The sequence below is a fragment of the Mesorhizobium sp. WSM3879 genome (genome assembly GCF_002294915.1).
Lineage (GTDB): Bacteria > Pseudomonadota > Alphaproteobacteria > Rhizobiales > Rhizobiaceae > Mesorhizobium.
The window spans coordinates 136,348-160,500 of record NZ_NSFZ01000006.1 but is presented as its reverse complement, the minus strand read 5'-3'; the positions used below and the strand labels follow the sequence as shown (position 1 = coordinate 160,500).

At 61.4% G+C, this 24,153-nt stretch carries 17 protein-coding genes; 5 read left to right on the top strand and 12 right to left on the bottom strand.

Annotated elements, in window-relative coordinates; translation table 11 throughout:
• From CK218_RS15840 to CK218_RS15805, 7 genes are all read right to left on the bottom strand, one after another.
• Entirely contained in the window at positions 1-1,290 is a 1,290-nt protein-coding gene (locus tag CK218_RS15840) for a cytochrome P450 (RefSeq protein ID WP_095776553.1), read from the bottom strand.
• Between the two features lie 91 nt (positions 1,291-1,381).
• Positions 1,382-2,584 (bottom strand): cytochrome P450, encoded by a 1,203-nt coding sequence (locus tag CK218_RS15835; protein WP_095828277.1) that lies wholly within the window; start codon positions 2,582-2,584, stop codon positions 1,382-1,384.
• 1,776 nt (positions 2,585-4,360) lie between these two features.
• Complete coding sequence (locus CK218_RS15830; protein ID WP_141245930.1) at positions 4,361-4,714, bottom strand: hypothetical protein; 354 nt, start codon at positions 4,712-4,714, stop codon at positions 4,361-4,363.
• A 1,438-nt stretch (positions 4,715-6,152) separates the two neighbouring features.
• Positions 6,153-7,049: a ThiF family adenylyltransferase gene (locus tag CK218_RS15820; RefSeq protein ID WP_095828276.1), complete on the bottom strand. Its 897-nt coding sequence runs from the start codon at positions 7,047-7,049 to the stop codon at positions 6,153-6,155.
• Positions 7,036-7,554: a hypothetical protein gene (locus CK218_RS15815; protein WP_095776558.1), complete on the bottom strand. Its 519-nt coding sequence runs from the start codon at positions 7,552-7,554 to the stop codon at positions 7,036-7,038. Before CK218_RS15815 ends, CK218_RS15820 begins: the two co-directional genes overlap by 14 nt.
• Positions 7,551-7,757 (bottom strand): hypothetical protein, encoded by a 207-nt coding sequence (locus CK218_RS15810; protein ID WP_095828275.1) that lies wholly within the window; start codon positions 7,755-7,757, stop codon positions 7,551-7,553. The genes CK218_RS15815 and CK218_RS15810 overlap by 4 nt, the downstream gene beginning before the upstream one ends.
• Positions 7,758-7,869: 112 nt before the next feature.
• Positions 7,870-8,577 carry a multiubiquitin domain-containing protein gene (locus CK218_RS15805; protein ID WP_095776560.1) on the bottom strand — a complete coding sequence of 236 codons (708 nt, stop codon included), beginning with the start codon at positions 8,575-8,577 and terminating at the stop codon, positions 7,870-7,872.
• 156 nt (positions 8,578-8,733) lie between these two features.
• On the opposite strand from CK218_RS15805, the gene CK218_RS15800 reads away from it, so the two are divergent.
• Genes CK218_RS15800 through CK218_RS15785 form a run of 4 tightly spaced genes read left to right on the top strand, consistent with a single transcriptional unit; the run spans position 8,734 to position 15,787 of the window.
• On the top strand, positions 8,734-9,123 hold the full coding sequence (locus CK218_RS15800; RefSeq protein WP_095776561.1) for an antitoxin Xre/MbcA/ParS toxin-binding domain-containing protein: 390 nt from the start codon (positions 8,734-8,736) through the stop codon (positions 9,121-9,123).
• 2 nt (positions 9,124-9,125) lie between these two features.
• Entirely contained in the window at positions 9,126-9,830 is a 705-nt protein-coding gene (locus CK218_RS15795) for an RES family NAD+ phosphorylase (RefSeq protein ID WP_095776562.1), read from the top strand.
• 6 nt (positions 9,831-9,836) lie between these two features.
• Complete coding sequence (locus tag CK218_RS15790) at positions 9,837-12,482, top strand: PD-(D/E)XK nuclease family protein (protein WP_210201064.1); 2,646 nt, start codon at positions 9,837-9,839, stop codon at positions 12,480-12,482.
• The gene (locus CK218_RS15785; protein WP_095802354.1) at positions 12,479-15,787 is read left to right on the top strand and encodes a UvrD-helicase domain-containing protein; all 3,309 of its coding nucleotides are present in this window, start codon (positions 12,479-12,481) and stop codon (positions 15,785-15,787) included. The genes CK218_RS15790 and CK218_RS15785 overlap by 4 nt, the downstream gene beginning before the upstream one ends.
• A gap of 130 nt (positions 15,788-15,917) precedes the next feature.
• Here the strand turns inward: CK218_RS15785 and CK218_RS15780 are convergent, their stop codons facing one another.
• Together CK218_RS15780 and CK218_RS30620 are read right to left on the bottom strand one after the other, a co-directional pair.
• Positions 15,918-16,934 carry a restriction endonuclease gene (locus CK218_RS15780; protein WP_170954334.1) on the bottom strand — a complete coding sequence of 339 codons (1,017 nt, stop codon included), beginning with the start codon at positions 16,932-16,934 and terminating at the stop codon, positions 15,918-15,920.
• Positions 16,935-17,273: 339 nt separating this feature from the next.
• A complete protein-coding gene (locus tag CK218_RS30620) occupies positions 17,274-17,444 on the bottom strand; it encodes a hypothetical protein (RefSeq protein ID WP_179294521.1) in 171 nt (56 codons plus the stop codon).
• Between the two features lie 4 nt (positions 17,445-17,448).
• Between CK218_RS30620 and CK218_RS15775 the strand changes: the two genes are divergently transcribed.
• Positions 17,449-17,874 carry a topoisomerase DNA-binding C4 zinc finger domain-containing protein gene (locus CK218_RS15775; RefSeq protein WP_245420472.1) on the top strand — a complete coding sequence of 142 codons (426 nt, stop codon included), beginning with the start codon at positions 17,449-17,451 and terminating at the stop codon, positions 17,872-17,874.
• A gap of 18 nt (positions 17,875-17,892) precedes the next feature.
• On the opposite strand, the gene CK218_RS15770 is transcribed toward CK218_RS15775, so the two are convergent.
• The 3 genes from CK218_RS15770 to CK218_RS15760 form a co-directional block, all read right to left on the bottom strand.
• Positions 17,893-19,632: a phospholipase D-like domain-containing protein gene (locus CK218_RS15770; protein WP_095776567.1), complete on the bottom strand. Its 1,740-nt coding sequence runs from the start codon at positions 19,630-19,632 to the stop codon at positions 17,893-17,895.
• Complete coding sequence (locus tag CK218_RS15765) at positions 19,629-22,919, bottom strand: AAA domain-containing protein (RefSeq protein WP_095776691.1); 3,291 nt, start codon at positions 22,917-22,919, stop codon at positions 19,629-19,631. The genes CK218_RS15770 and CK218_RS15765 overlap by 4 nt, the downstream gene beginning before the upstream one ends.
• Positions 22,920-23,138: 219 nt before the next feature.
• The gene (locus CK218_RS15760; RefSeq protein ID WP_095776568.1) at positions 23,139-24,056 is read right to left on the bottom strand and encodes a hypothetical protein; all 918 of its coding nucleotides are present in this window, start codon (positions 24,054-24,056) and stop codon (positions 23,139-23,141) included.
• Positions 24,057-24,153: the final 97 nt, after the last annotated feature.

Below are 24,153 nucleotides of genomic sequence, written 5' to 3'. Positions count from 1 at the left end.
TCAGCCCACCTGCGCTTGCAGCCGCACCGGCAGCGCGCGAAACGTCCTAAGGAACGCGGAGGGCTCCCGGGTCGGCTGCTCGGCCAATGCCAGCGTGGGGAAGCGCGCCTGGATCGGCGGCAGGCTCTCGGCCAACTGCACCCGGGCGAGTTGCGCACCGAGGCAGAAGTGGATGCCGTGGCCGAAGCTCAGCATGATCTTCCCATCGCTCGACATGCCAGGACTGGTGCCGTAGAACCGCGCGGGATCGAAGCGGTCGGGATCGGCGAAGGCTTCGGGGTCGCGATTGCCGGCCGCGATCAGCACGCGCACGTCCGCGTTCTTTGGGATTACCGCGCCGCCCAGTTCGATGTCGCGCTGGGCGATACGCGGAATGGAGCTGAACATGGCGGGCGCGTCGCAGCGCAGGACTTCTTCGACGAATGCCTTCACCCCCACGGCGTCCCCCTGCAGCCAGTGCCGCTGTTCGGGAAACGCCAACATGGCCAAGACCGCATGGTCGATACTCGAAGCAGTGGTGGCGAAGCCGCCCAGCAGCATGCCCCACAGCATGCTGATCAACTCCGCATCTGACAGCGTGTCGGCATCGTCGTCGTGTGCGCCGACCAGCATCGAGACGATGTCGTGGCGGGGATCGGTGCGTTTGCGCCGGATGAGCTCACCGAAGTAGGCTTGCACCTTGGCGCTGGCCGCATCCGCCGCGGCGAGTTGGGGATCGCCGGCGTGCGGGCTCAGGCCTTCCAGAATGGCGCCGATGCCGGCGGCGAGCCCGAACATGTCGTCCTCGGGCATGCCGAACAGTTCGGCGAACACCAGCATAGGCAAGGCCAGCGCGAATTCCCGATGCAGGTCCACCGCCTCCCCGCGCTCCAGCGCGGGCGCCATGGCGTCCAGGCGCGCTGCGACGATGCGCGCGATGCTCGGCCGCAGGTTGTCGATCTCGCGCATGGTGAAATCGCGCGAAATCAGCCGGCGCAGACGCGTATGCGTCGGTGGTTCCTTCATCGCTAGCGTGGACGCCAGCAGACTGAGCGAAAGGCTGGTCGCCGCACGCGGGAAATAGCGCGCCAGTTCGCCCGGAGCCGGTCCCCGAAACGCATCGCCTGTGGCCTTGAGCGCCCAGTAGATGTCGGCGTGGCGGCTCAACAGAAAGAGGCCTGACGCCGCGCGATGCACCGGATCGTGCTCGCGCAACCACCGCATGAATGGATACGGGTCGTGGATGCACGCTGGCGAGGCGAGTTCGGCGAAGGCGTCCCGGCATGCTGCCATGGTTTCTTGCACGTCCATCTTGGTTACCTATTGGCTGGCTGATCTGACCGGCGCGCCAGGGGCGCCGGCAAGTTGCGGAGAGATTGCGATTCCCGGCGGCGTCCGTGAATTACCAGAGCACCGGGAACTCCTCGAACCCGCCAGTGATGATCTCCTTGCGCAACTTCAGCGCTTCGGGCGCCACGGCCAGGCGCAGCGCGGGAAAGCGCTGGAAGATCGAACCGAACACCACCTTGAGTTCCAGCCTGGCCAGCGCCATGCCGATGCAGTAGTGCGGCCCGTGCGAGAACGTCAGGTGCGGATTTTCGTCGCGTCCGATATCGAAGATTTCCGGGTCGTCGAAATGGCGCGGATCGAACGACGTCGCCGGCAGGCCGACGAGCACCTTGCTCTCCGCGGGGATATGCACGCCCGCGATAGTCACGTCGGTCCTCGGATAGCGCATGATGCCGTCCCAGCCCGCGCCCGGCGGGTACATGCGCAGGATTTCCTCCACCGCCTTGTCCACCAGGGATGGATCGCTGACCAGGCGTTCGCGCTGTCGCGGATGGCGGAACATGGCCAGCAGGCCGAATTCGATCTGCGCCACGGTGCTCTCGTGCCCCGCCACCAGCATGCCCGCCGCCAGGCCGATCGCCTCTTCCTCGGTCGCCTTGCCCTGGTCGACCGCCGAGAGCAGATCCGTCAGCAGGTTGGCGCCCGGATCCTGGCGCTTGTCCCACATCTTGCCGCGAATGTAGGCGCGCAGTTCTTCCCAGGCCACACGCGATGCGCTGCGCGGGCCGCTTTCATGCTGGTGCGTCATCACCTCGTCGGACAGCCCGGCGAAAAAGGCGTGATCCTCATAGAGCACGCCAATCAGCGCACTGATGACCATGGCCGGAAGCGGAAAGGAGAAGTGGCGCCTCAGGTCGGCGGGCTGGGGCTGGACAGCTAACGTGTCGAACAACTCCGCGGCGATCGCCTCGACCTGCTGCGCGAGCAGCTTCACCCTGCGGTTGCTGAAGGCCGGCGCCACGATCGTACGTAACCGATCGTGCTCGCCCCCCTCGTGCGAGACCAGCCACCCCGGCGAACCGAGAATCACCGAATCCGGGGTGAATGCCGCCGGCGGCATTCCCGCGGGCCGGAACGCCGCGTCGGACAGCGCCGCCTTGGCCTCGTCGTAGCCTGTCACCCACCAGCCTTCGTGCCCGGACGGGAAGCGCACGCGGTGGATCGGACCGTTGGCGCGTAGCGCCAGCATCTCGGGCGAGGGCTCGATGTGATCGACGCGCCACATCGGCAGTGTCGGCAAGGGGTGTTCGGACATGGTGGCACTTCACTCTCTAAGCGATGGAAGGGCGGAAGGCGCTGCGGGGAGCGAATGACGTAAGACGGCATGTAGACGTCCTCCGCGGCGTAGCCGGCTCGATTATCAAGATTGGCCAACGTATAACTGTCCAGCCATACCGCGCGGGGCGAGATGCAGAACTTATCCTGCGCCTTTGAAGGCAGGATTGAGCGAGTGTGGTGGGCCGGCCTTTGAGTCGCAGCCGGCCATCAAGATTTTCCGGCGCAAGGGTCGACAAGGGCGGCGCCTGTTTCAGTACGGGGCGGCCTCGCCGAGGCCGCCTTGCCATAGAATGATATCTTGATGCGGATTGACATTTGCTTTTCTTTCTTCGTTCCATCGATCGCGGTGTCATCCACGAAATGAAGGTCGGCCGGCGGCCTCGGCTCCCAACGAAGGAGTTTCAAAATTCGTGCCAACTTGGCCGACCCGGCAGAAGAAAAAACATTGTGATTGCTTTTGAGCGGATTATCGTGAGGCCAGACAAGAGCTCGGCGAAAAAGACCGGTGGCAGGGACCCAACAAAAGCGACAGAACAGTGTCGGATAGTATACGATCATCCCACCCCAGACCGGCGACACACCCCGCAAACGCGCCATCCTCCCACTTCCCCGTCATTGAAGCCTGACCGGCACATCAGGGCACCAGCGATTGCTGATGTTGGCGCTCAAATCATGTGGGGCGGCGCGGAAGAACCATCGGAATTCGATGGTCAGCGGCGCAGATCTCCGGAGCTTTTGATCCACTACCAATCGCTCGGAAGCGGATCTACCGTCCGCTGCCTTCGGGCGCGTGGAGGCGCGGCTGTAGCGCAAAAAGCACCCCACGTACGCACCCGTAGGCCTCTTTCTGAGTCGCGTCAGCCTCCGTTCATGGCCGTACTCGCGGCATGAAAGCGGCCGGTCCCGACTGACCTTCATGACACAGAAAAAATTTTGCAACACAACCAACTCTTGTTGTCGTTTAGCCGCGCTTTTGGAAGGCCATCAACACTTCAGACTTCGCCGAGCCGGACGACATCGGCGTCGTTTCGGTGACAAGGCTGATCAAAGACGAAGCCCACGATGCACCCGGCTTGCTCGCGTCCTTGGGTTGATTCTCGAAACCGCGGTGAACGCGCGAAGTCTTTGATCGGCTATTCAACGGCCGCCCGGGTCATGGCTTGCAGAGAGACGGACTGGCTCGGCCATCCAGTTGCGGTCGAACCAGCTGAGCTTGCGAAGCCCTAGCCCAGACTCCTTGCGATGGAAATGGCGAAATCAGGTACGACGGGGTAAGTCGCGACAGAGAGTCCGACGAGCGCGAAGGTCACAGCGCGGGCCGCAGTCCGGGCAAGCGCCTCCTTCACCTTCGGCGCAGCCGGAACTTGCAGCACTGAACATGAATAGCGGTCAATTGAGTCGACGAACGCCTCGATTGCGCGTGTCGGCTGACGTACGTCCGGGTAATCCCCTTCGAACCGCGTTCGCACTTCCGCGTTGAAGCGTCTGCAGTCCGCGAGGAACGCAAGGTCGGTGGCTGACCACTGGCCAGGATACGGGAGCTCGTCTGTCGCGACCCGCCCGATGACCTCGTTAGCCTTCGCGACCGATCTCGACAGCCGTCCGTCCCAGAAGTCAGGATGTCAAGTCCGGAAACACGAAAGGCGCAAAGGACAACTTAACAAGGGTTGTTAGACTCGTCATGTGGCATCGACCCGGAGCGTGAACCGGAACGCGCCCGCAAAGCGTGGGTCGGTACGGCGCCATAAGCTGGTCAGTTTGCGAAAAGTTCCTTGTAGCCGGGGGTCACCTCCAGTTCGCCGGTCGAGATGGCTGCGCGCCGGATGTGGTCGGCCATTTCCTCGTAGCTGGCGCGCCTGCTTTCCTGTCCCAGGACGGCGTCGATCCGGTCGAGATCACGAACGGTCGCCTGGACCATCCCGCGCAACTGGTCGTGCAGGCAGGTCTGGTCGGAGTTGGCGCCGCTGACTTGCCGGCAAGATCCTTGAGAACAAAGGGCGCGACCTCGAAGCAGGCACACCGGGCGGGTCAGCGAGATCTCGTCCGTTCGCAGGATGACCATCTCACCATTCGGCGCCTGTCGGCGATGCCGGTAGGCGCGTGCCAACGATCGAGGCTTCCGCACGGCGGCGGCGTCGCGCTGCTGCGCGCTTCGCTGGCCACCACCGGTCGACCCGGTCAAGGTCGTGCGCACTGCTCTCCAGGACCCCGCCCCGGTCGCCGGCCTGCTCGTCACCACCGAAGCCATGATCGCCGAGGCTGGCTCCAACGCTAAGACCGCTGAGTATGGCGACAGGATCGCCATGGTCAATCGCATATCACCATCTACATGCGGTTGGGATGCTGCCGCTGACAACGTTGCTGGCAAACGGTTCGCCGCAGCCCTGCGTCGGGCGCGGAGCAACTCCAGGCGATGGCGATTCCGGAAGAGCTGCCGCCGATGACGATGATGGAACCATCAGCCAAGGCAGCTCAATTCGAATGGTTGTGAGCGACCCGCTTCGGACCCCATTCAATTGCCGACCCGGCTCATGCGTGGACGGGCAGTATCCTGAGGGTGTTTGCGCACATGTTCATGGCGGCCACAATGGAGTTCGCCTCAGAAGCGGCGCCATTCGGAAGCATTAGAACCTCCGCGAAGCTTCCTTGCGCGGTTGGCACGAGTCTTGATGTTCTCATTGCACGGCGGCGATTCTGCCTTCCGGCAGTCGACATTGACTGATCTTCATGTGCTAGAAGGAGAAACGATGAATACGGACGTGTCTGTATATGGCGCGACCGAGCTAACTCGGGCAGAGGCATCCTCGACTTCTGGCGGGTGGCTTCTCTGGCATTGTTGGGAGCTTTTAGCGTCGCAGTCATAGTCGGCGGCATTCTAGAACTAACGAAGAAAAAGTCATAGGCCTACTACTGGTCACTAGCTGGGCTAGGGAACAATATCTTACCTCCCCCGACGTATCCAGCTACAATCGAGAGAGCATCCTTTCCAGACGATCGGACGACCTTTGGTAGGCCCTTGTCTGTTTGTCGAGTTCTGGCACTGTGCTGTTCGCCCAATGTGCCGCCGCGCTCGCGGGGAAGTACAGAGCTGAATCTTGGTCGATAGGGCTGCTACTTCGGTTTACCAATCCTGGGTTTTTGGGTTGACCAATCCGTTGCCTACCGCAAGCGGGTTGACCAATAAAGGCGCTCAGATTCTACGCCAATCCAACGACTTAACGCCAATCCAGAATTAGCTGTGATGGGGGCCATTGGTAAACCCGGTGTTTAGATCGGGAGTCCCTATGCACGACCTGAAGACTCTCTTGTTTTCAATGGTATAGGCGGAACACCCGCGGCCATAATTCCGGACTGGGTAAACCCCATGAAATGCCAAATAATTCCGGACATCATAACATAATGCCCTTTATGCGACTTTTCGAGCACAGATGGTGAACGCCGAAGGTGCCGCAATCGTCCGAGGAGAAACATCTACGGGCGGCAATGTACCCCTCGCCTCGGGCCGTCAGCTGCAAACTGCTATGCGGGGCGACATTGGGCCAAATTCAACCGTTGCGCATACACCTTGGAATCCAACTAGGCACCCAGCGAATCCAACCTGTAGGCCGTTTGGCTTTCGGATTCTTTTCTACATACCTGCGAATGTCGAAGCTCAGGTCGCCGACCGCCGCCGGCGGATAGTGCGGGCAAGAAGGCGCCGACCAACGCCGGAACCGGTCGGCCTCGGAGACCAGGCCGGTATTGCCGTCATACGAGAGATAGGCACCTGCCCTGGCCCGTCGGTTCCATGGCGTGACCATCTGAACGACCAGTCCTACCGCCAGCGAGGCGAGCACACCGTTGGACCACACGACCTGCGGACGCCCGCCGGCAGCGCCATATTTACGGGCTTCCTCGGCCAACGCCTCCTCGGTGACAATGCCAAGGCAGCGTAGGCACGGACTACCCGGCTGGGACAGGACAACCTGACCTGCAACAAGATGTCCGTGCCCAGGTTCAAGCTTGTGTACGTCCATGCCCTGGTCGATGTATGGGATGAGGAAGCGTCGGCAGAAGGCGTCGAGCTCGTCTTTGCTCCGCACGTTGTCGAGGCCGCCCACGATGACGTCGCAGCACTTGAGCGCGTCACCCACGAGTTGCCACTGCTGGCGATGGATTTCGACCTGGGCCCTCGGATTGATGGCCTCGATCATTCGCCTCATGACCTCGACCTTGACTGCGCGCTTCAGCACGTACCACCAGGTGCCGCCGATCAGCCTGTTGAGATTGGTCAACGAAATGCGGTCCTCGTCCACCAGCACGAAGTTGCCGATGCCGACATGGGCCAGTTGCTGAGCAACATGCGAGTTGCCTCCGCCGAGGCCCACCAAGCCGACGGTCACTTCACCCAATGGCCGTTCGCTGTGCGGGCCCAAAAAGCTCTGACGATCAAGCCAGCTCATATTTCGCACTCCATTGCGCGACGACCGGTTGGTCAACGCGGATGAAACGGTCGATCGGAACGGAGCGCTTGCCGGGCTCAAGCCACAGCAAGCCAGTTGCGCCGTCGTTGCTCAAAACCAGCAGTCCGTGCGGCATTTTCGGGCACGACTGGAAAAACCCGGGCACGAACGTGTTGCCACTCTCAAGATCTACGCCGCTGAAACGCGGAAGGCCGCGACCACCGTGGGTATGGACATGGAGGAGGGTCGAGGCCGGCCGATAGGCCGCCTGCGCGGCTTTGCGCATGGCGTTAGAGCCAATCCTTGCGCCGACACCGGGAGCGACTTCGTAGTCTTCGTCGTCGACCGGCACGTAGCCGCGAACCAACAGCAACAGGCCATCTGGCTCTATGGCTGCGCCTGCCGTCAGGAAGCCGACACGCTCGTGCGCGAAGACGTGCGGCCTTGCTAGGTCGCACCGAACCTGGTCGAGCAGCGGACCGGCGATCTTGAGGCTTACTCTCATTTGAGCTGCCCCAGGTGGTTTGCGAGGATTTCTGTCCAGGGCAACGAGGCAGGCACATTGTTGAAGGACATCGCGTGCCACGCGCGGCCCATGATCTGGTGGACCGTCCAGTTCTGACCGCGGTTCGGGAAGGGCTTCGACAGGAAGAGGCGCGTCGTGTAGCTCGAATGGCTGCGCGGACAGAGCAGACCGTCTATCGTCACGGTACCCCCGTTGTGCAGGACCTCGGGAGAAAGACGAGGGGTTGGCCCCCCTCGTCCCACAGTTCTGCCAGGCGATTAATCCGCCGCAATGCCGCAAGTTGGAGCTGGGCCGTCATGACGACTGCCCCACCGGCGGATGGGAGGCGAATTCCATCCCGTCCTTCACCTTCAGGCGCTCGCCCGGAGCCATCTCACGGAAGACGCCATCCGAGCCAATGATGTCGAGCTTGTAGCCAGGGGGAACTCCGAAGACGCTCATCAGCTCTTCGGTGGTGTAAACGCGGCGCTCGAGTTCGAACTCGACATCGCCGCCGTAGATTACCGTCACCGTCTTCTTGCGCTTGCGCAGCTTGAAGCGCTCGACCTCGTCGCCGCCGATGTTGACCTCGTCATCATCGTCGAAAATCTGGTCGAGGCCCGGGCGCTCAAGGATCAGCGCCAGCTCGTCGCCGGCGCCGGCAAGAAACTTGATCTGCGAGGCGATCAGCTTCTTGCGCGGCCACTCCATCGCCAGGCCTTCTATGAAGAAGCGGTGCGTGACGCCGCCTTCCACCACGAAGAAGCGGTTGACCTTGCTCTTATCCAGCTCAGACGTTTCGGTCGGGCGCAAGGTTTCCAACTCGCCCGTCTTCAGATGCCGCAACACGACGAAGTCTTCGACGGGATGCTTGCCGATCGACATGGCGACCTGTGCGCCTGTGATCTTGGCGTCGTCGAACGTGACCGCGGCGAAATCGAAGTTCTTATCGCCGACCTCGACTTGAAAGGTACCGTTGCCATGCTTCCGGTCGCCATCGGCCTTCATCAGAATCGTTTCCATATTCTCTCTCCATTTCGGAGCGCACGGACAAACGCTCCAGACCTTGACGAAATCCCGGAAGGGACAGATAGTCTCGATTCAGTCCGTTATGAGACTGTGTATAATCGGACTGATTTTGCAAATCAAGTCCGATTTGACGCTCATCGAGGAGCCCCGATGGATACGAAAAAATGGACAGCACCCACAGACCAGCCTCACAGGGCACAGCCCACCCCCCTCGACTTCTTCTTCAAACTCGCGGAAATCTGGGACTTGAGCACCGATCAGCAGATCAAGCTGCTGGGATCGCCGGCCCGCTCGACATACTTCCGTTGGCGTAAAGATGGCGGCGACGTTTCTGTGGATACGCTGGAGCGGATCTCACACTTGGGCTCTATCTATAAGGCCCTTACTATCCTGCTCGACTCACCTGATGCTGCCGTGAAGTGGATTCGCCGACCAAATCGATATTTCGAGGGAACGTCCGCCCTGGACATCATGCTGAACGGGAATTTGAGCGACATTATTAGGGTACGACAATATGTCGATGCCCAACGCGGAGGGTAAGTTTGGAACATCCGCAGATCGCAGTCGACGGGCACTATCGCCGACTGATCCCTTCAAAATATCCTACGATCGACATCTACGAGAAATTCGGCTCTCGGGAGATGCAGGCGCTTGCCGCCGAGCTCGAGACGATCACGAACCCGCGTCTTGCCGCCAAGTCTCGGATTACCGGTGGGAACATATCTGCGGATTCCAGTTCGCCGAAACTTCAGAACTGGAATCACGCACCCTTCTCGTATCCCATGCCGGAAGGGACGCACTTCCTGCCTCCCCCGTATTCAGTCATGGAGCTGGCATCCGACGAGCGCGGCGCTCTCGCCAGAGCGATCATCAGACGTGAGGAGTTTCTTTCTCGCACTGACGAGCCGGCCTGCGGCGTTGACATGCGGATGATAACCAACAAAGTCATGGGAAGCTTCGTCGACCTGCGGGGAGTGACGCCAGACACTTCTCAGGCCGCCAGATGGAAAATCGGCCAGCGCCTGTATGAGGATGGTGTCGATGGCGTCATCTTCAACATGGCCGAATTGCCCGGCAGCGCATTCATCAGTATTTTCAACGATGACGTTCTTTTGGAGAAGGGCGTGCAAGGCGCCCATTACCGGTTCCGTTGGGACGGCCAGCGGATTGGTCGCCTCTATGATTTCGGTGCCGATCGAGACATAGAGCGTAGCGAAATCATCCCGCAGCCGATGGCGGCCGCGTAGATGTTGATGCGGGAGACGCTGGTTGTCGATGGCCCGTTAGCATTTCGTAGTCAGCGTGCCACGGCGGCGCGCGAGCGCAGGCTTGTTCGTGATATCCTGACACTTCCGTTCCTTGCAGCCCGCCTCGCCGGCGGGTTCATAACTCCTGCGGGCACGGATGTTCTCTATCCAGCCATTCAGGCGGCATTGGCGGCTGGCGGCTTTCGCGACATCAGTCGCGTTGCGAGCCTGCCAGGTATGCCGCGAGCGCTCCTTCAGTCTCTCGACGCAGCATGGCGGGCCGATATTGACCTATCGTCTCTTCCTCAAGAGGTCGGCCGCTTCGCCGATCTGCATCTGGTCGAGAAGCGCATACGCGGCCGTCTCCCTCCATCTCGACTGCTACCCCGCGACCTGCGCGACGAAGCGCTCGCGCGTGTTTCCCTGGCGAACGTCCTGCTTGGACCGGTAACACTCGCTGGGATCGTCGACGTCGACCCCATATGGCGTCCCTTGCTGAATGCGATTGCGCGTTTCACCGACGTGGCGTGGGATATGCCGGGCAAAGTCGAAAACGGATGGTTCGACGGCAAGGTGCGCAGCCGAGTACCGTCCAGCCCATCGCGCTCGACCGCGGAGGTGAGCGCCGACCCCAAATCCGAAGTTGTAGAAGCATTGCGATGGGTGCGTGAGCTTCTGGCATCGGGCGAGGTGAAGGCCGAGGAAATTGCCATCGCTGCAACGGCGACGCCAGATTGGGATGAGCATTTCCTTGCCTACGCACGCGATGCTGCTCTCCCGCTCCATTTCTCGCACGGCGTTCCCGCGCTCAGCACGCCGGACGGGCAAGCGTGTGCGGCGTTAGCCGACATCCTGATCAGCGGCCTTAGTCAGGAGCGCGTGTGGAGGCTTTTCAGGCGCCTGCCGGCTCGGCCCTTCGTGAGCTCTCTTCCGGACGATTGGTTCACGGCGATACCGCGCCGCGCTGGTCTCAAGACCCTCGACCAATGGCGTGAAGCTCTGGCGGCGGCCCGGCCGCAGCGCCAGACGAACGACCTCACTGAACGCATTCTTCTCCCGCTTCTTGAACTTCTCGCGCGCGGGCCTGATTCGGGCCGGGAAGCCGGCCTCCTGCTGCTCTCAGGTGCGAGTTTAGCTATGTGGAACGAGGCGTTGAGAAGCACACCGCCCCACGCTGTCGCGCTTTCTTTGCAGGCTTTGCGGGTGAGCGACGGTCGCGAGCCGGCCAACAGCGTCGTGTGGTGCCCTGCGTCCCATCTGGCGGCGTGCCCGCGACCGTTCACCCGTTTGCTCGGCCTGACCAGCCGATCATGGCCACGCTTCGAGAACGACGATCCCCTTATGCCGGACCATCTTCTCGACCGGCGCAGGCTTCATCCGGTCACGATGGCCGAACGTGATCGGCAACACTTCGAAGTCATTCGGGCTGGAACGCGCGAGGCTTTAGTCCTGTCGCGGCCGGAGCGGAGTGCGAAAGGCAGCCTCCTGTCACCAAGCTCACTATGGCCCGCGGACGAGATACTTCATAAGCGAGATCGCATTCCCGGGCATGCATTCAGCGAGGCGGACCGCCTCTTGGCCCGGCCGCGGGACGCAGCGCAAGTCGAGCACGTCCGACAGAGCCAGCTCTGCTGGCGAGATTGGCAATGGAACTCTGGGTTGACACCCCATGACGGCTTGGTCGCACCAGATCATCCGGCAATCGTGACCGCTCTGTCTCGAACGCAATCGACAACATCGCTCCAGCGTCTGCTGCGGGATCCCCTCGGCTTCGTGTGGCGCTACGCGCTTGACTGGCGTTCGATCCGCCTGGAGCCCGAACCGCTCCAGCTCGACCCGATCGCCTTTGGCGAGCTCGTACACGAGCTGATTAGCGGTGCAATCTCCAGCCTTGAGCCGAAACCCGGGTTTGCGCGTGCAACTCTAGAGGAAATCGAGGCCGCCATCGCGGCCGCATCGGCGACAATCATGACGTCGTGGCCCTTGCAACGCTCGGTCCCGCCACCCGTTCTCTGGCGTCATACGGTGAAAGAGGCGGCTCGACGGACATCCAGGGGACTTGCTTCGGATGATCCCACCAGGGCCGACACACGTAGCTGGAGTGAAATACCGTTCGGCCAGGAACAGCCTGTGGCGGTCCAACTGCCATGGGATGCGACGGTCAAGATCCCAATTGCGGAGGCAGGTCTAGTCTATGGTGGCCGAATGGATCGGCTCGATATCCGGGCGTCTGGCGACGGCGCTCAGATCACCGACTACAAGAGCGCCAAACCGCCTCCGAAGACCCAGCGCATCGCCCTCGGCCAGGGACGCGAGCTGCAGCGGGTCCTATACGCGATGGCGGTCCGAACACTTCTTCCTGAAATTAGGACGATCGTCGCCAGGCTGATCTATCTCGCTGACGATCCTGCCAAATTCGAATTGAGAGGTGACGAGCTCGATAGCGCCATCGCTGAAGCGACGAGCTATCTCGTCGCGGCGGTCGGGATTGTTCGCAGCGGACAGATCGCGCCTCGGTGGGAGCAGGACGTTCACTATGACGACATGCGCCTGGCGCTGCCGGCGGACCGGGAGAGCTACCTTCGCCGCAAAAGCTCCGAATTCCGCGCGGCCAACCAGAAGCTCGGCAAGCTCTGGAATTCCACCACATGACGCTGGTCGATCAGGAGAACCGTCGGCGGGCGATGACCGATTTCAGCTCTATCCTCCTGGTCGAGGCCGCCGCTGGAACCGGCAAGACCTCGCTTATGGCGGGGCGTGTCGCGATGATGCTCGCCAGCGGTCATCTGCCTGGGGATATAGCGGCGATCACCTTCACAGAACTCGCTGCAAGCCAGCTCAATCGTCGCATCAGGGAAACAGTCGACGCGCTCTTGGCGGATGCGATACCCGCATTCCTCGAACCGGTGCTGCCGGATCGACTGACATCCGCCCAGCGCGCAGCACTCGCGGCCGCAGCCCCTCGGCTTGACGAACTTACGGCAACGACCATCCACGGCTTCTGTCAAGCCATCATTCATAGCCATGGCGTTCAGGCCGGACTGGACCCAGGTGCGCGCATCGTTGATGCGACCGTCGCGGACTGGCTCTTCCTTGGCGAACTTTCCGCTTGGTTCTCGCGGCGCCTCGGCGAGCATGCGGTCGACGAGGACCCTATTGTCGTCCTCGCCGAGCAAATCCCGCTTCAGGTTTTAGATCTGATCCGAGAGCTCGCCCTGCTCCGCAGGAAACACCCCGACGCGACGCCGATCGCGCCACCGGCGGACCGGCGTCCAGACATCGTATTCCTCCAGGCCGTCGATGACTTCGACAAGTGGCAGGCGAGTATTGGTGATCACCGTTGGCCGCGAGAAATCGCTCTGGAACTGCAGCGACTGGCTGCTCGATACAAGAACGCATTTGAGCGGCCACCGGATTTCGCAACGCTTTGGAAGCTCTGCGACGCAGGTCACTCACGGCTATTCACCAGCAAAGGCCTTCAACTCAAGGCCTATGGCGAAGCCGCCGAGGTCCTCGGTGCCTATCGCGAAGAGACGGCCAGCGATCTTACTCTTCAACGCTACCAAGTCGTCAGTGACGCCTGGAACGAGCTGATCGGTCACATCGCGAGCAGATTGGTTTGTGAACTGTCATCGTCACTGGATCTGCTTCTCGATAACTATGAGCGACAGAAGCGGGCTGCTGCGGTGCTCGATTTCGATGACCTGCTCCTCCATGTGCGTACATTGGTCCGTGACCACGAAGCGGTGCGCCGCGCCATTGGGCAGCGCTACAGGTATATCCTGGTCGACGAATTTCAGGACACCGACCGCATCCAGAACGAGATTTTGTTCTCAATTGCTGCAAACGAAGATCGTCTGAAGCGTTGGGAAGACAGTCGATTGCGGCCGGGATCGCTGTTTCTCGTCGGCGACCCGAAGCAGGCCATCTATCGTTTCCGCGGCGCCGATATCGAGGCCTATGAACTCTCTCGTCGGCTGATCAGCGCACAAGATGACGGTGCCGTCATCGACGTCACAGCGAACTTCAGATCTCAGAGCGCCATCATCAAGCATGTGAACACGTGCTTCGAGGGGATCTTTGGCATGGGCTCGCAGCCCAGATATGTCGCTTTGGCTCCGACGATACCGGATGGTGCTTATCCCGTGCCTTGCGTGACGAGATTCACGATTCATGTGGAGACCGAGGGGCGCGTCTACGCGGACATGTTCCGGGAGGCGGAGGCGGAGCGGGTTGCCGACATCTGCGAGCGCCTGATCGGCAATGTTATGATTCCACGTGCGGATGGCTCCCTCTCTCCGCTTCGCGCTGGGGATATTGCGCTTCTTTCTCCGGGTCATACCGAGCTCTGGCGCTACGAGCGTGCACTGGAGAAGCGTGACCTCTCCGTCTCTTCTCAGGCAGGCCAAAGCCTTATGCGGCGTCAGGAAACGCAAGACATCCTTGCACTGCTCCGTGTATTGGCGGACTCATCCGACACCCTCGCTTTCGGTGCGCTCATGCGCGGACCACTGGTCGGGCTGGCCGAACAAGAGCTTCTCGATATCACCGCTGCCCTTCCTCCCATCGAAGGTCGGCCCAGCTTCTTCAATGCGAGAACCGATGCGACCCTCGTGCGGCATCCGCTCGCAAGATCGATCCTGGAGCAGCTGCAGCACCTAAGACGCCGAGTGTCGATCTCGACGCCGAGTTTGATTCTTGCGGAGGCTATCGAACGTCTGAACGCCCGGGTGATCGTGGCCGCCCGGCACCGGAACCGGAACGCGCGTGCGATCGCGAACCTCGATGCATTGATCGAGCGTGCGCGAAGCTATGGAGTTTCAGGGTTGGGCGCGTTTGTGCGCGATCTCCAGGCCGATTGGCAGCGTAAGGCAAGGGCACCCGAAGGACGCATCGACGCAGCCGAGCATGCAATCGAGGTTGTCACGATACACAGCGCGAAGGGGTTGGAGTGGCCCATCGTGATCCCCATCAATTCGACGACAGAGCTCTATCGGCCAGACCGGTTTGTTCACCGGCAGTCGGACGACAGCTTGCACTGGATGCTTGGAGGCGTGTCTCCACTGGACCTGGCAGCGGCGCGCGCCGAAGAAAGTCAGGAAGACGCCAATCAGCGCGAGAGAATTTGGTACGTCGCATGTACTCGGGCGCGCGACCTGCTGATCCTTCCGCACATCCCGCAGGCTTCGAAAGGCTCGTGGTTCAGTTCGATCGATCTGCGGCAGGTGGATCTCCCGGAACTGAACGTTTCGGACTTCGTGGCCGCCGACGTCCGCCCAGAAAGCACCAGCGGCAATGAGCAGACGGCAGATGTCTTCGCCTTGGAACAGCGCAAGGTCAAAGAGAGCGCTCCGTCGATCGTCTGGCGTCGCCCGAGCGACCATGATCAGGATCGCCCAGATGATCCGCTCAATACTGTCATCGTCACCGACGCACCGGGTCAAACTGTAGAGGTCGCGGGTGCGGGCGCATTGCGTGGAATTGTCCTGCATAAGCTCATGGAGGAGTTCCTCACTGGCGAGCTTCCGACTGAAGGTGAGGCAGTAGTTGCCCGAGCGCGCGCTTTGCTAGGCCAACTCGTAACGGAGACCGACGAAGAACCGCGACCTGACCCATCAGAAATGGCGGGTTGTGCCTTGCGGGCGATCGCTTTGCCGGAGGTCGCAGCGCTTCGTCCCTGGCTGGTGCCCGAAGTGGCGATTTGGGCGTCAGGCGAGGGTTTCCTCCTCGCAGGCCGCGCTGATGCGCTCGCAATCAGAACTGGAAAGGTCGAGGTGGTGATTGATTGGAAGTCAGACATCAACCCCTCCCCCGCCGTTCGAAGCGCTTATGCCGGTCAGCTGAGAGACTATCTAGCCGCAACGGGTGCTGACCAAGGGATGCTGGTTTTCCTAACTCTCAGCGAAATTGTTCAGGTGGAAAGCGCCAGCCGGAGTCAAGTTGACCGTCCGGGCTGAGAACGAGCGACTGGCAGGAGGCATCTTGCACCGAGGTGATTGCATTGGCGGCGCTCCGAAAGGTGATGTGCTGCTTTGGCAATGGTGTCGCCTAGTCGAAATTCGGGTGATTACGTTCGAACGGCTTCCGTCACTGGCCGTACTGATCGAGCCAGTGGCGTAGATTGAAATAGTCGTTGAGTGCAATCTGATATTGGAGGTCTTCGGCGAACTCACGCGCGGGGCCAGTGAAGTAGGATGTCGTCATCAGCATTGCAGCGGTTGCGCGCTCGCGTTGCGCAACGCCGTACAGTGCCCGAACGACCCCGACGCCAACAGGTCGGTCAGGCGAGTGCCGCTTGCACTCAACGACATAAAGGAACGCGCCAAACTGGTCGCTACGAGCCGCGTACATATCCTTGCCGCCATCTCGCGTCTGGGGCGTCAGGGTGACGGAGTAGCCGGCACGCTCCAGGAGCTCGGCTACTAGTTCCTCGAACCGGCGCGGCGGCATCTCGTATAGAAGCCGCGGATTGCTCGCAACTTGGAGGAGCAGGGCGTCGCTGACCTCACGCACATCGGTGATGATGCGTTGCTCCGATTTGCTGCCTTGCTGCAACGGCCGACCATCTGGACCGAGCAGCCCAGACCTGTTCCAGGGATCGAAGAGCCGCGTGAATTCACCAACCTCTCTGATCTTCCCAGCTCGCCAATGCTCTCCCAGCAGCCGGGCAAGCAGCGGGTTGCCCCGCGTCGCCTCCCATAACCGTTCCATGCCGGCCGCGTCCAAGGCTCCGTCGAACTGAGACTCAAGCAGTTCCCGAAATGCCGAACCACCAAGCGGAGAAAGTTCGACGATGGGACCGCTGAGCCCTAGTCCCTTGTGGGAGGCGATAACCGTTGAGAAGGACCACGGCCCCGAGGAGAGGCGATCGATCGCTTTGAGCGTATCAGTTGGATCCAACGGATCGGCTGCATCGATCACAAGGACACTGTGCCCGCGCGCCTCGCGAAGGTTTTGGGCGATCACATCGACCGCTGCGCTCAAAGGGAAGGCATCGCTACCCGCGAAGTACTCCACCACTCCCCCGAAAGTCTCCTGCGCATCGAGGGAAACTCGCTTCAGCAGCGTGGTCTTTCCCATGCCGACTGATGCCACGAGTTCCACGATTTGTCCCGGTTGCCGCAGTGCCTCGAGAAGCCTGGCACGCTCCCTCTCACGCCCGATTGTAGGCGGAGGTTCGAGATGGTTCCACTGCTCGACTAGCGCGCGCATCTAGACGTCCGAGTTCAACCGAAGATCCTGACGATCATTCGCTACCCGCAAAGTATGAAGAAACATAAGCTACCAGCGAATCTAGTTGTAGACGGAAGCGCAAATCGCCTGCCTGATCGTCATGGCACCTCGTGGAAGGCATGGTGCCCGCTGCATGAACCGCATCGTAACGTAGTCATAAGATCAAGGAACTATCCAACAAGCCACTCAGAAGGAGTCGATGAAACCCCGTCAAAGCGTTTGCGCTATCCATTGCAGCACACCGAGTGCAGCCAGAAAAGTGCGTTCGTCCCGGCAATAGATCAGCGGCGGGCGCCCATCGAGCTTGCCATCAACAGCTTGCCTGACGATACGCGCGGCGCCATCTCCAAAAAGCTTCTTGGCCTCATCGTCCGACAACATCGAGGTGTCGGGCCTGTCGTTCCATCGGGCAAAGGGGCTGGAGGCGGACTACACGATTCTGCTCGATGTCAGCGAAGGCGACTATGGGGTACCGAGCCGGATCGAGGACGATGAGCTGCTCAATCTCGTGATGCCGCGACCCGAAGCGTTCGAATATGCGGAGGAGCGGCGCTTGTTCTATGTGGCCCTGACTCGCGCCAGCCGCGGCGTCTTCCTGCTCGCCAACGTTCGGGAACCATCCCGCTACATCCGTGAGCTCTCCGAGATTGCCGGCAACGACCTCCGCTTTGAGACGATAGACGGCGAGCTTCTGCGTCAATGCCCAGCATGTCGCGCCGGTCACTTGGTCGAGCGAACTGGACCTGCCAATCGCCGTTTCCTGGGCTGCAGCCAGTTCCCCAACTGCGAGCATACGGCACCGCTGAAATAGCAGAGCGCCGCGCCCATCTCATTCGAGTTCACGCTCGAAGGTCTCAAGCAAGGACGTGGCCAACTTGGGTCCCTCGAGATAGAGGCCGATTTCATCGAGCGGATTGTCCTCGAGTCCTGACTGGGACCCCCAATTCAGACTGCTGACGACGACGTGGTCGGAGTCCCAGGCCAGAAACTTCGCATGCAACTGCGGTTCGGGCACACCTGTGAGGTCCACGATGCCGTGGAGCCGTTCTCGATGCTTTGTGACGTGGCTGCGCTTCACCGGTCCGGTTCGGCGCGAATAATAGATGCGCACGTGGCTGAGCCGCCGGCCGGCGACCTCGGCGGGATCGAACAGCGCCGGCACCATGTTCGCGCCCACCTTGTTGGTACAGCAGATGAAGCGCTGTTGCGCATCGTGGGCCGCAGCGCGCAACAAGCGCTCGTGGTCAGCGGCATGCAGGATCGTCAGCGTCGCGGCCGGCGCTTGCGCCTCTTCAGAGGTCGACAGCATGTTTCGCTGGCGCCGCAGCTCGGACGCCATGAACTGCAGTACCTCCACGGATCGGCTGGCACTTGAAAGCCTGGAGACAATCTCGCGGAGCAGATCCAGCCCTTCTGCGGCCGCGTTGGCCTCTCTGAGTTCGGCCGAGACTTCAACGGCCGAGAAGGGAGAGTGAAGCCAATTGCACGATCCCATCAGCACCACCGCACCGTCGTGGCCGTCGTCGGCAACGAGGAACTTTGCATGGCTCTCGACGGGATCCCTCTGCACCAAGAGATATCCTCTGGTTTGCCGCGCCGCAGACAGGCGCAGATAGAGTTCCTGCATGGCTGCGGCATGCTTGGCGCGATCGAGCGAAGTGCCGAAAAAGAGGTGGCATCTCACGCCGCGCTTACACGCATCCTCCAGGGCTCGCACGATGCGTTCCCGACGATCCCGGCCCTGTTCATCGGACTGAGAAGCAACGAACGTGGACAGGACGAATATGTTGGATTTCGCAGCGCCGACGATCTGTTCGAAGCGTTTCAAGTGCTGCTCGGCGCCGACGACGATGTCGCTGGCGCTGAATCGGGTTTCGATGGATACCGGACGCTCCGGCGGCGGTGCGGTGGTCTTGGGTAGAACGCCGGTCTTGATCGTTACTTTGAGGGCCTCGACGAGCTGGTCGCTCGCGCCTTGCGGAAACACGCCAGCTCCGGTCTCATCGAGATCAAGCACGAGGAATTTCGGCTCCAGGAACGAGCTATTGGCCTGCACGCCGCGCAGCCATTCTCCGGGCCTTAGCATGCCGACCATGAACTCGTTGACGCGTTGCATCATCGAATAGTGCGTCTCTGGCGGCTCGCCGTCCGGAAACCGGATGATTGCACCCTTGCCGGGAAGCTTGGTGACGGAGATCGTGTCGACGTCCCTCGTCCTGAAGACTGATAAGCCGACCTTCTCGTAGACCACGCTGATGCCGATCTCGCGATCGGCCGAGCGTTCGGGAAGGGCGCGCCCCGTGCGGATGAAGTCGTGACCAATACTGCTGGTGACGAGGACCGGGTGCGGCGATAGCCGAACTTCCACAAGTCCGAACTGCATAAGGCGGGCCACAGTGGAGCCGACCACCTGTCGGGGAATCTTGAGCGTGTCGGAGACGTCATTGATCGTTCCCGGGCTTCGGTCCAGCGACAGCAGGATCATTTCCTCGACAGGGCTCCAGCCCCAGGTCCGCTGGACAATGCCGGGTGCGCGATAGTGCCAGGCCGGGATATAGATGTTGTTCACCGGGGCAACCTCCCCTGATCATCCACCGGGATGATGGAGGCGCCTTTGCCAACCGACGGAAAGTCGGCCTCGGACAGCCGGGTCAGTTCATCGAGCATGGTTCGCAGAAAGCCCAGCTCATCGTTGACCGCATCGGGATCGATGCCATCAACCGCGTTGCGGACGAACTTCCGGCTGGTGGTGAGGACGAGCTTATGCTTGGCGCGGCTGAGCAGCACGTTCAGGCGCTGGGGGTTTCTCATGAAGCCAACGGCTCTTGAGCCCACGAGGACGTTATTGCGGACGAGGCTGGCGAGGACGAGATCGGCCTCACCGCCCTGAAAGCTGTCGCTCGTATAGACGAACTTGCCGTCGCCTCGCGGGCTGGCGAAGCCGAACAGCGTTCCCGCGGACACATCGATCTCGGGCTTGAGCAGCCGCTCGAGGTGATTAACCTGTGCGAGATATGGCGACAGCACCACCAGCGTGGGGACCCGCTCATCCTCGCTGATGACCGGCCGCAACTTCCGCAACGCAGCCAGCAACGCATTGGCCTCAACCTCGTTGCGGATCGATCGTTTCACCGGTTGCTCGAATGCACGTCTTTTGACCGTGCTCAGCGAGGGCACGTCAAGGATGACGACCGGAGAGGCCGGGAATCCGCCTACGCTCTCCACGACCTGGCCACGTGTCTTGACCCGGCCGGACGAAACCAACTGTCGCTTGTAGAACGTGTTGGAGACGAGCTCGCAGATGGCCCGATGCATTCTGCTCTGTTCGCGCAACGTGGTGGCGATCGAGCTGGGGCGGCCGGTGTCCATCGTTCTTGTCTCTTCCCGCTCGGCAATGGATCGGAACGGCTCTTCGAGGCGAGACGCGACCGCGAGAACGTCCCCGAGCAGGAACTGATCTGCCTTCAACGCCTCGAGCGCCAATTCCACCTCGCTCGGCAAGTCGGAGATCGCGGCGAGCTTCTCCTTGGCATCACGCAGGAGCTCACCGGCCCGACTCGGGTCGTAGAATTTCTGCCGATCCGCCGCATCGAAGGGCGAGAGCTGGTTGTGATCGCCGATGATCACTCGACGGTTCCCCAAGAGCAGCGCACCGATCAGTTCGGCGCCATTGGCCCGCGCCGCCTCCTCGATGAAGACCCAGTCGAACTGCTCGCCGTCGGCAATCATCTCCTCGAGAATGTGCGACGACGTGGTCGCCAGCGTCACGTCCGACGAGCGCAGCATCAGATTATCGGTGTCTCGGAGAGCGCGGTCAGCGATCGATTGCTCGGACATATCTACTGGTTTGAGGGCATGGATGATCTGGTTGAGCTGGTTCGTCATTATCGCGGCGCTGGCCGGATCCGGCTTGGACACGGAACGCAGCAGAGACTGCGAGCTACGCCTCAGCGTGCTCTCTTTCTCGCTCGATCGAGATCGCTCGACGCGAACGACGATGGTTGAGGACGCGGGCAGAAACTTGCGGAGCTCGTCCTCCATGTGAACGAGCGTCTCGTGGTTTTGGGAGGATACGAGGATCCGAGCGTCGGGCGTTTCATGCAGGATACTCTTCACGAGGTGCGAGATCAAAAAGGTCTTGCCCACTCCGGGCGGGCCGACAACGACATTGATCGATCTGCCCTCGACGATGGACTGCCATGCCTCGACCTTGGATTTTTCCATGTCGGCGTCGGCCGGCGGTGGGCCGGGTGCTGCGATGTCGCGCAGCACGTCATCGATTCGCACCTGCGCGGGATCGTCCAAAGCCCTGAGAAGCTCGACATTGGACCTGGCGGCGACGATGTTCTGCAGTCGTCGCCGAATGGCCCGCTCGGTACCGGTGTCTTTGCGGGGGCGCAGGAAAAGCCGCTGCCCGGCCTGCATCGCGAGGTTGGTCCCGAATGCGAACGCGACCTTCCCGTTGATCAGCCCACTGCCCTCATAGCTGAGTTCCGGAACGCGCTCGCGGCCCACGGCCAGACGCGCCGTTTGTGACAGCGTCCAGTTTGCCTTTCCGTCGTCCTGCTTCAGCTCTCGCTTCAGCGCCTCGGCAGCGGGGCGCAGCCCCATTGTTTCGCGCTGCGCATCCCGCGGAGCGTCCTCGGCGGGGGCCAGCCAAACGACGTTGACGTCGGTATTGACTGTCGGGAGTACATGCACCGGATAAAGGCGAAACTGCTCTCGGAGCAGAGTGAAGGCCTCGAGGAGGATAAGAGCAAACCATATTGGAACGTCGTTCGTCCCGTCGGCAGTCTGGATGGGTTCCAGGAGATCACGCCAGACCTTGGCGCCTGGCCCGAGGTTCTGGACCCGCTCTTCCGAGCTCGCTCGATTTCGGGAGAGATGCAATCGATGAACGATGTCGACGGCGCCGTGCATCCATTCGTTTGGCCGACGCTGGTGTGCCGCTACGATCATCCCGACAGAGTCGCTCATGACGCGAACATGATAGACTGCGAGGTCCGTCATGAGACGGACGGTGTCCTGGTCGGCCGGGACAAGGCGGACGCCGGGCGACAACAGATCGTCCGCAACAAACTGCAGGATCGCGGCGCCATCCGCTGCGGGTATCGTGCCCGAAGAGAGGGCCGGCAAATCGCTCTGAACCACGTCCCGAGAGGGATAAAGAACGAGCTCCCCCTCCGAGCTGGAGCCAACCCTGTCGAGCTCGGTCACGACGCTTCTTAGCTCGTCGAGGACAACCGCACCGTCGAACAGTTGAAACTGCGGGGGACTCGCCAGTCGTTCCAGCATTCGACGTTCGACCGAAAGAAGCGCGGGCGGGTTGTCACCATCGAGGCCGAGCAGCGCGCCGGCGACCGCAGCCAGGTCGATCCAGTCTTGCCGGAACGAGATCACAGCGGAGGCGCGAAGCAGATGCCCCGACTCTTTGAGATCGCCGTCCGCAATGTGGACGCAGGCCTCGACCCCACCGAGCCGATAGTCGGCGCTATCGTCTCGCTGTGAGAATATCGAATGCAGGCTGACGCCGCCGTGCACGATACCGGCGTCGTGACACAGTGCGAGCGCTTCTGCCACGCGGACCATATTCCGCCAGAAGACACCACGACTTGCGCTCGTAAGAAAACGCCCCTCCCTCGTCCTCCGGCGCTGTGACGCCCCCGAGATCGGACTTCCGGGGTCCACCATGACGATGGCCAGCTCGTGCTGGTCTTCCGCGGTTTCGAGGACCTCGACCAGGACGTCTCTTGCGCGACGGGAAGAAAGCACACGCCGAATACGCCTCAGTCCACGTCCGACGATCGCCCTCAGATCGTCGTCGAGCGGGGTGCCAGTCTTCTTGAACAAGCGCAGGAGATACGGCTCGCCGTCCGCCACCCCCACAGCAGGGCGCAGGTGAGAGTCCCACCCGCCCGCCAATCGGGCAAACGAGTCTTCCGCAAATCTGAAACGTGTATCTAGTGGCGGATAAGTCTTCTTCTTGACTGCAGCCATATAGTCCGAGCCCATCAATACTTACCGCTTAGCAGATTCGGGGGCGACTTGCCGTGGGAGATGGCAACAAGCTGGGGATCATGCCAACACACGATCGTTCAGTTTAGCGTAGGGCGGGGCTCCTGCATCGCCTCGGGAGCCACAGAGGCGGGCAACGCCGTCCTGCAGGGACTCGACCTGGGGCTCGAACAGGTGAGGCATGATGTCGGTCAGCATCGGCAACTCGGAAATGCGATGTTGCTGAAGGTAGGCGACGGCACTGTCCCGAGCAGCGCCGGAGGCCCAGATGGCGGTTCCACCACTGGCGAAGTGTTTTTCTTCCGCGATGTCCTTGATCCATAGCCAGGGAGCAAGGCGCTCAGTTCCATCGTTCGATATGCGCCACATTGGAAGATAGTCGCGCGAGAAGGCGACTTCCAATCCGTCCGTCAATTGCCAGAGCCCGTAGGGCAACCAGATGCGCGATGGCACGAAGTCCGGAAGCGCAGTGCGCGGAGTGGCGACCTCGAAGTCGGCCCGCATACCAAATCCCGTGTCGAAGAGCAGGTGGGTGGGCCGGCCGGGATAGCGAAGGTAGGCCAGGGCGGCGGAGTCATAGGCTTTGTATTTCACGACGGTTCCAGGCTTGCCGCGGCCCGGCGGCCCGAAAACACGTCGCCGCCAGATGGAGGCGCGCAGGACCATATGCTCATCGATCGACCACGGCGTCGCTCGCAGTAGACGGGCCCTCGAAACGGCATATTGGACATGGCCGTCCGGAAGGCCAAGGGCATCAGCCAGATCGAGGATCGTGAGAAGCGCGGCATCGAGATCTGGACCATCATGAGCAGCGAGCGCGTTTGGGTGACTAGTGATCGAAAGCTCGTGCCAGTCTCGATAGCCGAGTGCCCGCGCAAGCGCCTCGTGCACCGTTGCGAGCTTCAGTCCGGTCGACGCGCGAACGAGATATTTTGCGGCCTGTTTCGGCCGAGTGAGATCGGGAAAATGCATTCGCATGGAACCGCTCCGGCGGTGCTTCAATGGCGTGTCCACTTGGCCCGCGCACCTTGGAGAGAGGTTCATACGGGGTGATCGTTCATTCCTGCCCGCGGGC